Source organism: Capnocytophaga canimorsus (assembly GCF_002302565.1).
Taxonomy (GTDB): domain Bacteria; phylum Bacteroidota; class Bacteroidia; order Flavobacteriales; family Flavobacteriaceae; genus Capnocytophaga; species Capnocytophaga canimorsus.
In genome coordinates this window covers 414256-429515 of sequence record NZ_CP022382.1, presented here as the reverse complement: position 1 = coordinate 429515, position 15260 = coordinate 414256, and the positions used below count along the sequence as shown (strand labels likewise).

Below are 15260 nucleotides of genomic sequence, written 5' to 3'. Positions count from 1 at the left end.
TTGTTCTAAGAATTATATCTTTGAGTATGTTATAAAAAGTATGATTATAATTTTTAGTGTTAGGCTGAGCGAAGCTGAAACTTAACAGAAATGGCTTATTTTTTCTGTATCATCTTTTTTCAATTACGTCCTATATTTTTTAATAACATATTGCGGAATATAATATTTAATTTAAATAAAAATATAAAAGGAGTGGCTTGAAAATTTTCAAGCCACTCCTTTTTGCAATTATGATGGTTTTATTCTTTAGATAATACCTTCTTGTATTAAATTATGCAGATGAATAACTCCAGCGTAGTTGCCTTTTTCTGTAACTAATAATTGTGTTATTTTATTAGTTTCCATAAGTTCGAGAGCATCTACGGCAAGGGTTTCGCTATCAATAGTTTTTGGATTTTTAGTCATAATATCCTTGGCGGTGAGTCCGCTTATAGAATCATTCTTGTTGAGCATTCGCCGAATATCGCCATCGGTAACGATACCTGCAATGATTTGCCCATCCATAACAGCGGTAACCCCTAACATCTTTTCTGAAATTTCAACAATAACCTTACGAATATCCGCATCGGGGGTAACTTCTGGTTTTTGATTATTTGCTACAATATCAGCTACTTTTAAATATAAGCGTTTGCCTAAAGCGCCTCCAGGGTGATATTTAGCAAAATCGCTACTTCCAAAGTTTTTCATTTTTAGTAAACAAACTGCCAAAGCATCACCCAATACCAACTGAGCTGTGGTACTAGTGGTGGGTGCTAAATTATTCGGACAGGCTTCTTTCTCCACGTGTGCATACAAAATACAATCGGATTGCTGAGCCAAAACCGAATTTTTATTGGAAGTAATACCGATGAGTTTATTCTTTCCTCGTTTTAGTAAAGGAATTAATACTTTGATTTCAGGAGTATTACCGCTTTTTGAAATACAGATAACTACATCGTCTTCTTGAATGATTCCTAAGTCGCCGTGAATGGCATCAGCTGCGTGCATAAATATGGCAGGAGTACCCGTAGAGTTCATCGTAGCAACAATTTTACTGGCGATAATAGCACTCTTGCCTATGCCCGTAATAACTACCCTTCCGCTTGATTTCAAGATGTGATTTACCGCTTTTGCAAAATCTTCATCAACATAATCAATCAGTTTATTTATTGCAACCATTTCAGAATGAATGGTTTGTTTAGCAATATCAATAATATCTATAGTACCTTTCAAAATTTTAATGTGTTTTTTTATATGTTATATTGAAAAAATGTATTACTTTTATGCTTGCAAATTTAGAGAAAATAGCAACATTATAGATGAAAACTTCTAAAAATGATTTACAGAGTGCATTAAAGCACTATTTTGGGTTTGACACCTTTAAAGGGCAGCAGGAAGAGATTGTACGGAGTGTCATCAACCGGCAAAATACGTTTGTAATTATGCCTACTGGAGGAGGAAAATCGCTTTGTTATCAACTTCCAGCAATGGTTTCGGAAGGTACAGCCATTGTGATTTCACCATTGATCGCCTTGATGAAAAATCAAGTGGATGCGATGCGTGGAATTTCATCAACTGATAGTGTTGCTCACGTACTCAATTCATCATTGAACAAAGGAGAAATTCGTGAAGTGATGGAGGATATTCGCAGTAAAAAAACTAAATTATTATATGTAGCGCCTGAATCTTTGACCAAAGATGAATATGCTAACTTTCTTAAAACCATTGATATATCCTTTGTGGCGGTAGATGAAGCACATTGTATTTCGGAGTGGGGACACGATTTTCGTCCCGAGTACCGAAACATCAAAACGATCATCGACCGATTGGGCGAAGGTATTCCAGTAGTTGCACTTACCGCTACGGCAACCCCTAAAGTGCAAGACGATATCCTGAAAAACTTAGGAATGGCAGAGGCAAACGTATTTAAAGCCTCATTTAACCGACCTAATTTGTATTATGAGGTACGCCCTAAAACGAAAAATGTAGATGCTGATATTATTCGTTTTGTAAAACAGCATAGTAAAAAATCAGGAATTATTTATTGCTTGAGCCGTAAAAAAGTAGAAGAACTATCTCAAACTTTGCAAGTTAACGGAATTACAGCCGTACCTTATCACGCAGGATTAGATGCCAAAACCCGAGCCAAACATCAGGATATGTTTTTGATGGAGGAAGTAGATGTGGTAGTAGCAACCATCGCTTTTGGAATGGGAATTGACAAACCCGATGTACGCTTTGTAATTCACCACGATATTCCTAAGAGTATAGAAAGTTATTATCAGGAAACCGGACGTGCTGGGCGTGATGGAGGTGAAGGACATTGTTTGGCTTTTTACTCCTATAAAGATGTTGAAAAATTAGAAAAATTTATGGTAGGAAAGCCCATTGCCGAGCAAGAAATCGGTCAGGCACTCCTGCAAGACATCGTGGCTTATGCTGAAACATCAAGTTCGCGTCGTAAATTTATCTTGCATTACTTTGGGGAAGAATTTGATGAAATCAACGGTGAAGGAGCTGATATGGACGATAATGTTCGTTTCCCGAAAAAGAAAGTCGAAGCCAAGAAAGATGTAGTTAAACTATTAGAAATCATCAATAAAACCAAACAAAAATTCAAAGCTAAGGAAATCGTAAATACGCTTATTGGTAAGGTTTCTGCCTTGATAAAGGCTCACAAAATTGATGAGCAAGATTTTTTTGGGATTGGCAATGATAAAGATGATCGTTATTGGATGGCGCTTCTGCGTCAAGTGATGGTTAATGGGCTTATTCGTAAAGATATTGAAACCTACGGAATTATGTTTCTTACGGATAAGGGGAAAGACTTTATAAAACATCCAGTCTCTTTTATGATGACTGAAGACCACGTTTACGAAGAAGAGCCTGATGAAATCGGTCAATCGGGTGGCGGTGTTGCCGATGAAGTACTCTTGGCAATGCTTAAAGATTTACGTAAAAAAGTAGCTAAGGTTAAAGGAGTGCCACCTTTTGTGGTGTTTCAAGACCCTTCGTTGGAGGATATGGCGCTTAAATACCCAATAACCATTTCCGAAATGACTAACGTACACGGCGTTGGCGAAGGCAAAGCTAAAAAATATGGCAAAGATTTTGTGGAACTTATTGCCAAATATGTGGAAGAAAATGATATCATTCGTGCTGAAGACCTTATTGTAAGAACCACAGGTTCAAATTCTTCTCTAAAATTGTATATCATTCAGAATGTGGACAGAAAGTTACCATTGCCCGATATAGCTAAAGCCAAAGGTTTAGAAATGGACGAATTTTTAAAAGAATTGGAACAAATCGTCTATAGCGGTACTAAATTGGATATCAGCTATTATATCGATGAAATTTTAGACGAAGAACAACAAGAAGAACTTCACGAATACTTTTTGGAAGCGGAAACCGACAAAATTTCAGTAGCATCAAAAGAATTCGACGGAGATTACGAAGACGAAGAATTGCGATTATATCGTATAAAATTCATAAGCGATGTAGCCAATTAAATCAATAAAAAGAGATTAGTCATTCACTAGGCTAATCTCTTTTCTTGTTTACCTAAAGGTTTTAAAAACTATATTTTAAAGGTTTAATATAAATGACCGAATTAAAATTTTCAAAAAAGAAATACTCAATAAAAAACTGATTTTTAGTATATTTTGTGAAATTTGGTAAAAACGATTACAAATTATAAGAGGACATAAAGAAAATATTTTTTTGAATTTTAAAAAGTTTTATTACCTTTCGGATTTCAAACACGATTTCTATTATTTTTAGAACTTTAAGCTATCACAACAATGTCAGAACAAAAAAAGGATAACCTGCAAGAAGCAGACGGAAAAGAAAAACTTCAGAATAGCGTTTTAAATCAAGGAGAACCATCGGGAAGTGAAGTTCAAAAACAAGCCACCGATGCCATACTTAATGAAATCAACCAAGAAAATGCTGAAGAAGCTGAAGATTTAGATCATAAAAAGCGTCACGAAATACCTATGCGTGATTATGAGGCAATGGATTTAGATGGTTTGGTACGTGAGTTAAAACACTTGCTTCGAAACGAAAAAATACAGGCCATTAAAAAGCACGTAGAGGCTATCCGCTATGAGTTCGACAAAAAGTATAAAGAGGTATTAGAGGAGAAAAAAGAGGAATTTCTTGCAGAAGGAGGAAATGAACTTGACTTTAAGTATGTTTTGCCTATCCGTGGAGTATTCTATGAACTTTATGATGAGTACCGCCAGAAAAAGGATAAATATCAAAAAGAGTTAGAGCAGGTTTTACAAGCAAATTTGGCTCAAAGGCAAGATATCATTAGCGAAATAAAAGGATTGATTAACGTAGAGGAAGATATAAACACAACCTTTAAGCATTTCAAACAGTTGCAGGAGCAGTGGTTTAAAGCAGGTCCTGTACCTCGTGCTAATTATAATGACTTGTGGCAAAACTATCATCATCACGTGGAAAAATTCTATGATTTTGTTGACTTAAATCGTGACTTGCGTGATATGGATTTTAAGCATAATTTGGAAGAAAAGCTAAAAATCGTGCAGAAAGCCGAAGCTTTAGCCAAAGTTTCTTACCCTCAAAAAGCATTCCGTGAGTTACAAATTCTACATAAAATTTGGAAAGAAGATATCGGACCAGTGGCTCGTGAGTATCGTGAAGAGATTTGGCATCGTTTCAGTGAAGCCACTAAAACCATACACGAGAAAAGGCAACATTATTTCGAAAATCTCGACAAAATCCACGAAGAAAATGCAATAGCAAAAAATGAAATAATAGCTAAAATCAAAGAAATCTTAGCTCAAAGTACCGATTCACATAATCAATGGCAGAGAAATATTAAAAAGATAGATACTCTTCGTAAAGAATTTTTCGCCATTGGTAAAACACCTTCTCGAGTTTCAAATCAAATTTGGCTTGATTTTAAGCAGGTTACTAGAGAGTTTAATAGAAAGAAAAATGGCTTTTACAAGAATTTAAAGCAAGAACAACAAGAGAATTTAGATAAAAAACTAAAACTCATTGAAATCGCTAAAGCCAATATGGATAGTTCTGACTGGGAAGCCATTACTCCAGTGATGAAAAAAATTCAAGAAGAATGGCGAACCATAGGACACGTTCCGCAAAAGGTCTCTGATAAAATTTGGACTGAGTTTCTACAGGCGTGTAATCATTATTTTGATCGTATGCATCAAGCTCGTAAGGAACAAAATAAATTTGGAGAAGAAACATTGGAAAAGAAAAAGGCAATGCTTGATTCTTTAAAAGATTTTAAACTTTCTGGTGATAGAGATAAAGATGTTGAGGCTTTACAAGCGCTTACTGATCAGTGGAATAGCTTAGGGAAATCGCCTCACGGAAAGCGTAATCTCGACCTTAAATTTGGCAAGATTACCGATACGTTATATAAGAAATTGAACTTTGATAAGCAAGAAATTGAGCTTATAAAGTACAATAATAAATTAGAGCGTTTGGTTTGCCAAGATGATGAAGATTCATTAAATCACGAATTGATTTTTGTCAGAAGAAAAATAGAAGAAGCTAAGGCAGAGGTGCTTCAATTGGAAAATAATTTGCAGTTTTTCAGTAACGTTGATGAGAAAAATCCGCTGGTACGTGAGGTTATCAAAAACATCGAAAATCATAAAGAAACTCTAAAAACGTGGGAAGCTAAGTTGCGAGAATTAAGAAATTTACAAGCTCAACAAGTTTCCGATGTAGCGTCTTCCGAAGAAGAAAATACATAAAATTGATTGATATTTCGATAGGAGGTAGGGTTTGCTTTGAGGTAACCCTGCCTTTTGTTTTTTAGTTGATAATTTGACTTTTATGAAACTTGTTTTTGCTACACATAATCCTAATAAATTAAGAGAAATACAAGCCTTGATTCCCCAAGGAATTCAGTTATTGAGTTTGACCGATATAGGCTGTGATACCGAAATAGAAGAAAATGCCTCAACCATTGAGGGAAATGCTGTGCTTAAAGCAAAATACGTTTACGAAAAATACGGTTTTAATGTTTTTGCTGATGATACAGGGCTTGAGGTAACGGCATTAGATAATAAGCCAGGTGTCTTTTCGGCACGTTATGCTGGCGAAAATAAAAATGATACTGATAATATAGCCTTACTACTTAAAAATTTGGAAGGAAATCCGTATAGAGAGGCACGTTTTAGAACGGTTATTGCACTTTATTTGTCGGGCAAATTGCATACTTTCGAGGGAATTGTCAAAGGAACCATTACCGAAAAACCTATTGGAAATGAAGGTTTTGGGTATGATCCTATTTTCAAAGCTCATACAATGGAGAAAACTTTTGCTCAAATATCTGCTGAAGAGAAAAATAGAATCAGTCATAGAGGGAAGGCTTTTCAAAAATTGCTTGAATTTTTATCAAAATAAATTTTTAAATACATAACTATGAAAATTTTATCTTATTTACTTTTAATTGTAGTATCCTTTGTTTCTTGCACATCAGCTCAGAATACAACTCACATTCCTATAGAGGATTATGAGCATAAATCGGGCAATATACTGATAGATGTACGCACAGCTAAAGAGTTTTCTCAAGGGCATCTGTCTCAGGCAATAAATATAGATGTAAAAGATAATTATTTTGAGCAAAAAATGGAACAATTTGATAAAAATCAGCCTGTTTATTTGTATTGTCGTAGTGGCAAACGCAGTTTACAAGCGGCTCAAAAGTTGGAGAAATTAGGTTTTAAAAACATCTATAATTTGGAAGGAGGTTTTTTGCGTTGGGAACAAAAAAGAAACCTTCAGAATTCGGAAAAATAAATGATTCAATTACTTTATAAAGGTTATTTTATTATGAGAATGAGATATTTTTTTATCGTTGTAGGATTATTTTTCTATGGGTTTTATCCGATTTTGGCACAACCAAATTACAAACCATCGGCAGAGAATTTGAAAGCAAGAGAAGCGTTTCAAGATGATAAGTTCGGAATTTTTGTTCACTGGGGGATTTATAGTATGCTTGCCGATGGAGAATGGGTTATGCACAACAAAAACTTGCATTGGCAAGAGTATGAAAAGTTAGCTGCCGGATTTTATCCTTCAAAATTCAACGCAGCCGAATGGGTTGCAGCCATTAAGGCTTCAGGGGCGAAATATATTACGATAACTACACGCCATCACGATGGATTTTCGATGTTTGATACCAAACATTGTGATTATAACATTGTGAAAGCCACACCTTTCAAACGCGATATCATCAAGGAGATTGCTCAAGAGTGCCAAAAACAGGGAATACGTCTGCATTTGTATTATTCGCATTTGGATTGGCGTCGGGAGGACTATTATCCGCTTGGGCGTACTGGCAAAGGCACAGGAAGAACCAAACAAGGCAACTGGGAAGATTATCACGCCTTTATGAACAATCAACTTACTGAACTTCTGACGAATTATGGAAAGATAGGTGCCATTTGGTTTGACGGAATGTGGGACAAAGACATCTATCCAGACGGAATGACTGCCAAAACGTGGAACCTTGACGAGCAATATACGTTGATACATAAATTACAACCTGCTTGTCTCATCGGGAATAACCATCACATCACACCGTTTGCTGGAGAAGATATCCAGATATTTGAACGAGACCTTCCTGGTGAGAACAAAGCTGGATTATCAGGACAAGACATCAGTCGTTTGCCGTTAGAAACCTGTGAAACAATGAACGGAATGTGGGGATATAAAATCATCGACCAGAATTATAAGTCCACTAAAACTTTGATTCAGTATCTGGTTAAGGCGGCAGGAAAAAATGCGAATTTATTGATGAATGTAGGTCCAGAACCTAACGGAAACATACCTGCTGTTGCTGTTCAACGCTTAAAAGAAATGGGCGAATGGATGAAAACATACGCACCAACCATTCAAGGTACAAGAGGAGGTGTGGTAGCTCCCAGCCATTGGGGTGTAACTACTCAGAAAGGAAAAACACTTTACGTTCACGTGCTGGATTTGACTGACAAAGCCTTGTTTTTGCCTTATTCGGGTAATAAACTTATCAAAGCTGTTGAGTATAACGGCAAAAAATCGATTAAATTTACCCAAGATAATGATGGAATCTTGCTAAAATTCCCAAAAATACCTGAATCTCCCGATTATGTATTGGAACTCACCTTTGAAAAAGAGCTTCCAGCCAAATAAAAAGTGAAAAATCAGTAGGCACATAGGAGAAAAAAGATTGTAAGTACAATAATTAGTATATGAATATAGAGAAAGAAGCCCAAAACGAACATACATCGGTACAAGAAACTACTTTAGAAATCCGTTTGGATAATTTGCAGCACAATGTGAAGTTTCTGAAAAGTAAATTGAAAGAAAATACGCTGTTTATGGCGGTGGTGAAGGCTTTTTCGTACGGAAATAATCATTGTGAAATAGCCAAGTATTTAGAAAAAAAAGATTTAGCAGACTACTTTGCTGTAGCTTATGCCTCAGAAGGGGTTGAATTACGTAAATCTGGAGTGACAAAACCTATTTTGGTGCTTCATCCGCAAGTAGCACATTTTCAGGAAATTGTAACGTATGAGTTGGAACCTACTTTGTATTCATATCGAACTTTGGATATGTTTCTTAGCTTTGCTATGGATAACAATTTAGATAGTTATCCAGTTCATATTAAGTGTAATACAGGAATGAATCGTTTAGGATTTCTTCCTCAGCAAATTGAAAATGTCTGTCAAATTTTATCCAACAAAAAGCAAATTAGGGTAAGGACAGCATATTCGCACTTGTTTGCCTCAGAAGATAAAAATGCTGAAGATTGTATGCAAGAGCAAATTCGTCAATTTATAGATTGTCAGAAAGTTATCGAAAAATATTTTTCCTATAAAGTATTGTTTCATAATTGTAATACTTCTGGAATTTTGAACTATCCTCAAGCGCATTTTGATATGGTTCGTAGTGGAATTGGAATGTATGGTTTTGGGAATGATGCTGAATATCAGTCTAATTTTCGTCCGATAACGATTTTAAAGAGTTTGATTTCTCAGATTCACGATATTCCCAAAGGAGGATATGTGGGGTATAATTTTGGCTTTCAAGCAGATGCTCCTACTCGAACGGCGACTATTTCAGTGGGTCACGCTGATGGATTAAACAGAATTTACGGAAAAGGTATTGGTTTTGTGTATATTAATGGTAAAAAAGCATCCATTGTAGGGAATGTTTGTATGGATATGTTAATGGTTGATATTACAGAAATTGATTGTAAAGAGGGCGATGAAGTAATTATTTTTGATGAAAAACATACGGCTGAAATTCTTGCAGAAACAGCACAAACTATTTCTTATGAGCTAATTACATCGCTTTCAAGAAGGATAAAACGCGTGTATGTGGAATGATGCTTTTCCATTTTGCTCTTCTATAAAACCATCTTAAACTCCATTAGTAAGTGCAATTTTTGGGGATCGTTTTTCTCTCTTTTTCCTTTGGGGTAACCCAAAGGAAAAAGAGAGAAATTTATTTTCTAAAAAAATGCGTTATTTGTAGTCGCGAAATGTAACATTTTTATTTAGTAATCGTCAATAGTAATGGATATAAATCATTTATTATGCAAACAATTTTAGAAATAGATAAACTTACAAAAGATTTTGGAGCATTTAGGGCTGTCGATGGGGTTTCTTTTCGAATCGAAAAAGGAAAAGTTTACGGTTTGTTAGGTCCTAACGGAAGCGGAAAATCAACTACTTTGGGTATGGTACTCGGTGTGGTAAATAAAACTTCAGGAAATTACCATTGGTTTGGTGGTAGATATTCTAATCATCAGGCGCTCAAACATGTAGGTGCTATTATTGAGCGTCCGAATTTTTATCCGTATATGAGTGCTTATCAGAATTTAAAGTTGGTGTGTAAAATAAAGGAAGCTTCTACCGATAAAATTGAAGAGAAATTGGCTTTGGTAGGCTTGTCCGAATTTAAAAATCGAAAATTTAGAGCGTTTTCTTTAGGAATGAAACAACGTCTTGCTATTGCTTCGGCACTACTCAATGACCCTGAAATTTTGATTTTAGACGAACCCACTAACGGATTAGACCCTCAAGGAATACATCAAATTAGGGCTCTGATAAAACATATTGCCCAACAAGGTGTAACCGTTTTACTGGCATCACACCTACTTGATGAAGTGGAAAAAGTATGTTCGCACGTTATCGTACTGCGCAGTGGAAAAATGCTTTACAACGGGCCAACCGATGCCATTACCAATAATCACGGATTTTTTGAATTAGCCGCAACTGACAATCAACTTTTGATTGAAACCTTACAAAAAAATGCAAATTTTGAGAAAGTTTATCTTGAAAACGGAGTAGTTAAGGCCTTTGCTAAAAAAACGATTGAACCCACCCAGCTCAATCGATTGCTTTTTGAAGAAGGGATTGTCCTCTCAATGTTGATTCAGCGCAAAGAAAGTTTAGAAGAACAATTTTTACAACTCACTGAAAAAAAATAAATTATGTTACGTTTATTACAAATAGAACTCATAAAACTCTGGAATAGCAAAAGTAGCCGTATTTTGATTATTACTTATTTCATTTTGCTCACTTTTTTGTCGTTAATTTCAGCCATACGCATAAAAATAGGCAGTATTGATTTTTTACTTGCCGATCAAGGCATTTTTAATTTTCCATTCATTTGGCACTTTAATACTTACATCGCTATACATTTCAAACTATTTTTGGCTATCATTATTGTCTCGATGATTGCCAGTGAATATAGTAATAAAACGCTCAAACAGAACTTGATAGATGGATTAAGTAAGAGAGAATTTATTCTTTCTAAGTTTCTGACTATTTTGCTTTTTGCTACAATATCAACACTTGTTGTTTTTGTAATCTCGCTTATTTTAGGAGGAATTTATTCGGTTTATGATGAAATAGGTATTATTTTTTCCGATATGGAATATTTGATAGCTTACTTTTTGAACTTAGTCGGATTTTTCAGTATTTGTCTTTTCTTTGCTGTTTTGACTCGAAAATCAGCTTTTGCTTTGGGTTTTTTAGTGATTTGGTTTATTGGAGAATCTATATTTTCAGCAATACTAAACTACAAATTGGAATCTCTTAAGTTTTTGGTTGACTTTTTTCCATTACAAGCGATTAGTAACCTTTTAAAAGAGCCTTTTACCCGATTATCAGCTATTAAAACGGCAGTGGAGCAAGTCGCTCAAGGTTTTGATAAAGATTATACTTTGCAGTTACAAGATGCAGTTACAGTAATGGGCTGGACGGTAATTTTTGTAACCTTATCTTACTATCTGATAAAACGTCGCGATTTGTAAAAGATGATGTAAATAATGAAAAAAATGGCTGTCGTATGACAGCCATTTTTTTCATAAAGATTGAAAGGATTAGTATTCCATTATTTTGCTAAAAGTACTGCTTGGTTGCATTGCAGCATATGTTTTTTGTTCGTCAGGCGAATAGTAACCTTCTATGCTGATGCTTTTCCCTTGAACTTCGGCAAGTTCTGTAACGATGCGTTCTTTGTTGTCTTTCAGTTGTTTAGCAATTGGAGCGAATTCTTTTGCTAAGTCGGTATCTTTAACTTGTGAGGCTAAGGCTTCTGCCCAGTAAAGTGCTAAGTAAAAGTGACTTCCACGATTGTCCAATTGTCCTAATTTTCGTTGTGGAGATTTGTTGTTTTCCAAAACTTTTTCGGTAGCTTCTCCCAGCGTATTTGCTAAAATAAGTGCTTTCGGGTTATTGAATGTGTTTGCCAAATGTTCCAGCGAAACTTCTAAAGCCAAAAACTCTCCAAGTGAATCCCAACGCAAATAATTTTCTTCCAAGAATTGTTCCACGTGTTTTGGAGCAGAACCACCAGCACCTGTTTCAAACAATCCTCCTCCATTCATCAAAGGTACAATAGATAGCATTTTGGCACTTGTTCCGAGTTCCAGAATAGGGAACAAATCAGTCAAGTAGTCACGCAGAACATTTCCTGTAACTGAAATGGTGTCTTCGCCCTTAACCAAACGTTTTAGTGTAAAAAGAGTAGCTTCTTCTGGTGAAAGAATCTTGATTTCCAGTCCGTTTGTGTCGTGATTAGCTAAATATTTTGTTACTTTTTTAATGAGTTCGGCATCGTGGGCACGTTTTTCATCTAACCAAAAAATAGCAGGTGTTTGTGTGGCTTTTGCTCTTGAAACAGCTAATTTAACCCAATCTTGAACAGGAGCATCTTTTACTTGACACATACGCCAAATATCTCCAATTTCCACATTTTGTGATAGATATATAGTTCCGTCTTCGCCAATAACATTTACCACACCATTTTGTGAAATTTCGAAAGTTTTGTCGTGCGAACCATATTCTTCTGCTTTTTGAGCCATCAAACCAACGTTTGGAACCGTTCCCATTGTGGTAGGGTCAAAAGCTCCGTTTTCTTTACAAAAAGCGATGACTTCTTTGTAAATACCCGCATAACTACTATCGGGAATTACAGCCAAAGTGTCTTGTGTTTCTCCTTTTGCATTCCACATTTTTCCTGAATTGCGAATCATTGCAGGCATTGAAGCATCAATGATTACATCACTGGGAACGTGTAAGTTAGTAATTCCTTTGTCGGAATTTACCATTGCCAAATCAGGAGCATTTTCCAATGCAATTTGAATATCTTTTTCTATTTTTTCTTTTTCAGAAGCTTCTAAATTTGCAATTTTAGCAATCACATCACCAAATCCGTTATTGGCATCAACTCCTATTTTTTTGAATGTATCAGCGTGTTTTTCAAAAACATCGGTAAAGAAAGTACGTACTGCATGTCCGAAAATAATTGGGTCAGAAACTTTCATCATTGTGGCTTTCATATGCAGTGAAAACAAAATGCCTTCATTTTTAGCCAGTTGTACTTGTTCTTTCAAAAATGCAAGTAGTGCTTTTTTACGCATTACTGCAGCATCAATGATTTCGCCTTCTTGCAAAGTGGTTTTTTCTTTTAAAACGATTTTTTCGCCCGAAGTTGTCGTTAATTCAATTTTAACATTATCAGGCTTTTCCATCGTAACGGATTTTTCACTATGATAGAAATCGCCTTCGGACATTGTTGCTACTTTTGTCAGTGAATCTTTTGACCAAGCTCCCATACTATGCGGATGTTTTTTAGCATAATTTTTTACAGCTTTTGGGGCTCTTCGGTCTGAATTTCCCTCTCGAAGCACGGGGTTTACGGCACTTCCTTTAATTTTGTCGTAACGAGCTTTGATGAGCTTTTCGGCTTCTGTTTTGGGTTCTTCAGGATAGTTGGGAAGGTCATAACCTTTTGATTGTAATTCTTTTATAGCTGCAACCAATTGAGGAACAGAAGCACTAATATTAGGAAGTTTGATGATATTTGCTTCGGGTTCAGTTGCCAATTTTCCCAGCTCGGTTAAGGCATCTTCCACTTGTTGTTCTTTTTTCAGAAAATCAGGGAAGTTTGCTAAAATACGCCCTGCAAGTGAAATATCTTTCAACTGAAAATCAATGCCAGAAGATTTTGTAAAACGCTTAACGATAGGCAATAAAGAATGTGTTGCTAAAAAAGGAGCTTCGTCTGTTTTCGTATAAATAATAGTTGCTTTTTTTGACATATTTTGTATGTTATTTTATTTGATAAAGCACAAAAGTATGAAAATGATTTAATACTCTTGAAAAAATATCAAAAAATATGAAATCATTTTCTTGTATTGTTAAACTTGTTCGTTTTTATAAAATTACCATAAAAACGAGCATCGTTAGGGCACAAATTAAAATTGGACCTAATAACCCTACGATAAGTCCGGCATAGCGGAAATCCTTTTGTTGCAAAAATCCGGTACTGTATGCAATGGCATTCGGAGGTGTTGAAATAGGCAAAAATAAAGCCGTTGAGGCGCTTAACCCAATCACAATAGGGAGTACTACAGGATTTTGATAGGTTAAAATAATGGCAATAGGAATCAAAATAGTAGCCGTTGCCGTGTTACTCATTACGTTAGAGAGTAATACCGTTAATAGGGCAAAGAAAAACACCAAAACATAAAAATTTAGATGTATTTGTTGTAGCTTATCTACGTAATGTTGGGCTAATCCAGTTTCTTTGATTGCCATTCCTAAAGCTAAACCTCCTGCAACTAACATAAGGGTATCCCAGGGTAGGCGACGTACATCATTTCCTTTGACCACCCCTAACATAGTTAGTAACATAATCGGAATTAAAGATATGATGGAAGCAGGGATGTTGTGTAACTTTTCGGTAAGCCATAGTATTAAGGTTACACAAAGCACCGAAAGCACTACATTTTTCTTCATTTTCAAAATACGAGGGTCTTCCTTCTTTTCTTCTTCAGTTGGGGTTTCTTCTAACTGAACTTCAATAGGAGTGTTGGTTTTAACGTATTTCCTTTTCAAAAAATACCAAGTAACAAAGGTGAGAATGATAGAAACGGGCATTCCTACATACATCCATTCCAAAAATCCGATACCTTCGTCGGCAAGAGCATCTACGGCAATGGCATTTGGGGGCGAACCAATAAGCGTCCCCATACCACCAATAGAAGCTGCTGCAGCAATCCCGATTAAAATTCCTTTACTTAAATCGGATTCTTTGGGAAGCGTTTTTAAAAAGGGGGCTACAGAGGCTACCATCATTGCTGTGGTTGCCGTATTTGACATTATCATCGAAAAAACAGCGGTAGTAAGCATCAGCCCTAGTAAGATTTTTTCGGGAGCCGTACCGAATTTCGAGATAGACATTTTAAAAACGATACGATCTAAATGTGTTTTTTGCATAGCGTCAGCCATAAAAAAACCTCCTAACATTAGCCAAATTACACTATTTGACCACGTATTGACGTAATCTTGATAATACGTTTTGGCGTTTTCGGGGTCTAACTCCGAGTAGTAGCTGTTGGTAGCAAAAATCAGAAAACCAAAGACTAAGAGTCCCGTAGCAAAGGGAGGAATGGCTTCGGTCATCCATAAACCGATAGCTAAAAAAAGTAAAAACAAAACGTATATTTGCGCTCGATTTAATTCTGGTTCGTACAATAGATATGTCAGCCCAAAAGCGACAATCAAACTCAATAAAAAGTAAATGACTTTTTGTTGAATATCAACCATTTTTTGAATGTGCGATAAAATTTGCAACGAATAATGCCTTGAATCTGCCATATTTTTGTGTTTTTAAGGTTGGTAAAAAAATCGGAATGCAATTTACAAAATGTTTACGGATAAAAAAAGATTTTTATATCCTAATTAAATGATTAAATTATAAAATTTAGAGGGCTG

The 15260-nt window shown here is 35.6% G+C and carries 11 protein-coding genes; 8 read left to right on the top strand and 3 right to left on the bottom strand.

What is annotated here, in order from left to right:
- Positions 1–246: 246 nt before the first annotated feature.
- The gene (locus CGC47_RS01955; protein ID WP_082025275.1) at positions 247–1158 is read right to left on the bottom strand and encodes a KpsF/GutQ family sugar-phosphate isomerase; all 912 of its coding nucleotides are present in this window, start codon (positions 1156–1158) and stop codon (positions 247–249) included.
- 140 nt (positions 1159–1298) lie between these two features.
- Between CGC47_RS01955 and recQ the strand changes: the two genes are divergently transcribed.
- From recQ to CGC47_RS01915, 8 genes are all read left to right on the top strand, one after another.
- Complete coding sequence (recQ, locus tag CGC47_RS01950; RefSeq protein WP_095899917.1) at positions 1299–3488, top strand: DNA helicase RecQ; 2190 nt, start codon at positions 1299–1301, stop codon at positions 3486–3488.
- Between the two features lie 291 nt (positions 3489–3779).
- Positions 3780–5732 carry a DUF349 domain-containing protein gene (locus tag CGC47_RS01945; RefSeq protein WP_041998913.1) on the top strand — a complete coding sequence of 651 codons (1953 nt, stop codon included), beginning with the start codon at positions 3780–3782 and terminating at the stop codon, positions 5730–5732.
- An 82-nt stretch (positions 5733–5814) separates the two neighbouring features.
- Positions 5815–6387 (top strand): non-canonical purine NTP diphosphatase, encoded by a 573-nt coding sequence (locus tag CGC47_RS01940; RefSeq protein WP_095899916.1) that lies wholly within the window; start codon positions 5815–5817, stop codon positions 6385–6387.
- An 18-nt stretch (positions 6388–6405) separates the two neighbouring features.
- A complete protein-coding gene (locus CGC47_RS01935; RefSeq protein ID WP_041984436.1) occupies positions 6406–6783 on the top strand; it encodes a rhodanese-like domain-containing protein in 378 nt (125 codons plus the stop codon).
- A gap of 33 nt (positions 6784–6816) precedes the next feature.
- Positions 6817–8157: an alpha-L-fucosidase gene (locus tag CGC47_RS01930; protein ID WP_232779677.1), complete on the top strand. Its 1341-nt coding sequence runs from the start codon at positions 6817–6819 to the stop codon at positions 8155–8157.
- A gap of 59 nt (positions 8158–8216) precedes the next feature.
- Positions 8217–9356 (top strand): alanine racemase, encoded by a 1140-nt coding sequence (alr, locus tag CGC47_RS01925; RefSeq protein ID WP_041998916.1) that lies wholly within the window; start codon positions 8217–8219, stop codon positions 9354–9356.
- Between the two features lie 209 nt (positions 9357–9565).
- Entirely contained in the window at positions 9566–10462 is an 897-nt protein-coding gene (locus CGC47_RS01920; RefSeq protein WP_095899914.1) for an ABC transporter ATP-binding protein, read from the top strand.
- Between the two features lie 3 nt (positions 10463–10465).
- Positions 10466–11290: an ABC transporter permease gene (locus tag CGC47_RS01915; protein WP_041998701.1), complete on the top strand. Its 825-nt coding sequence runs from the start codon at positions 10466–10468 to the stop codon at positions 11288–11290.
- A 69-nt stretch (positions 11291–11359) separates the two neighbouring features.
- Here the strand turns inward: CGC47_RS01915 and CGC47_RS01910 are convergent, their stop codons facing one another.
- Positions 11360–13582 (bottom strand): NADP-dependent isocitrate dehydrogenase, encoded by a 2223-nt coding sequence (locus CGC47_RS01910; RefSeq protein ID WP_041998698.1) that lies wholly within the window; start codon positions 13580–13582, stop codon positions 11360–11362.
- 115 nt (positions 13583–13697) lie between these two features.
- Positions 13698–15143 (bottom strand): SLC13 family permease, encoded by a 1446-nt coding sequence (locus CGC47_RS01905; RefSeq protein ID WP_041998696.1) that lies wholly within the window; start codon positions 15141–15143, stop codon positions 13698–13700.
- Between the last annotated feature and the right edge of the window lie 117 nt (positions 15144–15260).

Bases quoted from the DNA above. Each gene is read 5' to 3' on its own strand.
- CGC47_RS01930 (WP_232779677.1), top strand. From the start codon at position 6,817: ATGAGAATGAGATATTTTTTTATCGTTGTAGGATTATTTTTCTATGGG.
- CGC47_RS01955 (WP_082025275.1), bottom strand. From the start codon at position 1,158: ATGGTTGCAATAAATAAACTGATTGATTATGTTGATGAAGATTTTGCA.
- CGC47_RS01905 (WP_041998696.1), bottom strand. From the start codon at position 15,143: ATGGCAGATTCAAGGCATTATTCGTTGCAAATTTTATCGCACATTCAA.
- CGC47_RS01945 (WP_041998913.1), top strand. From the start codon at position 3,780: ATGTCAGAACAAAAAAAGGATAACCTGCAAGAAGCAGACGGAAAAGAA.
- CGC47_RS01940 (WP_095899916.1), top strand. From the start codon at position 5,815: ATGAAACTTGTTTTTGCTACACATAATCCTAATAAATTAAGAGAAATA.
- CGC47_RS01935 (WP_041984436.1), top strand. From the start codon at position 6,406: ATGAAAATTTTATCTTATTTACTTTTAATTGTAGTATCCTTTGTTTCT.
- CGC47_RS01915 (WP_041998701.1), top strand. From the start codon at position 10,466: ATGTTACGTTTATTACAAATAGAACTCATAAAACTCTGGAATAGCAAA.
- alr (WP_041998916.1), top strand. From the start codon at position 8,217: ATGAATATAGAGAAAGAAGCCCAAAACGAACATACATCGGTACAAGAA.
- CGC47_RS01920 (WP_095899914.1), top strand. From the start codon at position 9,566: ATGCAAACAATTTTAGAAATAGATAAACTTACAAAAGATTTTGGAGCA.
- recQ (WP_095899917.1), top strand. From the start codon at position 1,299: ATGAAAACTTCTAAAAATGATTTACAGAGTGCATTAAAGCACTATTTT.
- CGC47_RS01910 (WP_041998698.1), bottom strand. From the start codon at position 13,582: ATGTCAAAAAAAGCAACTATTATTTATACGAAAACAGACGAAGCTCCT.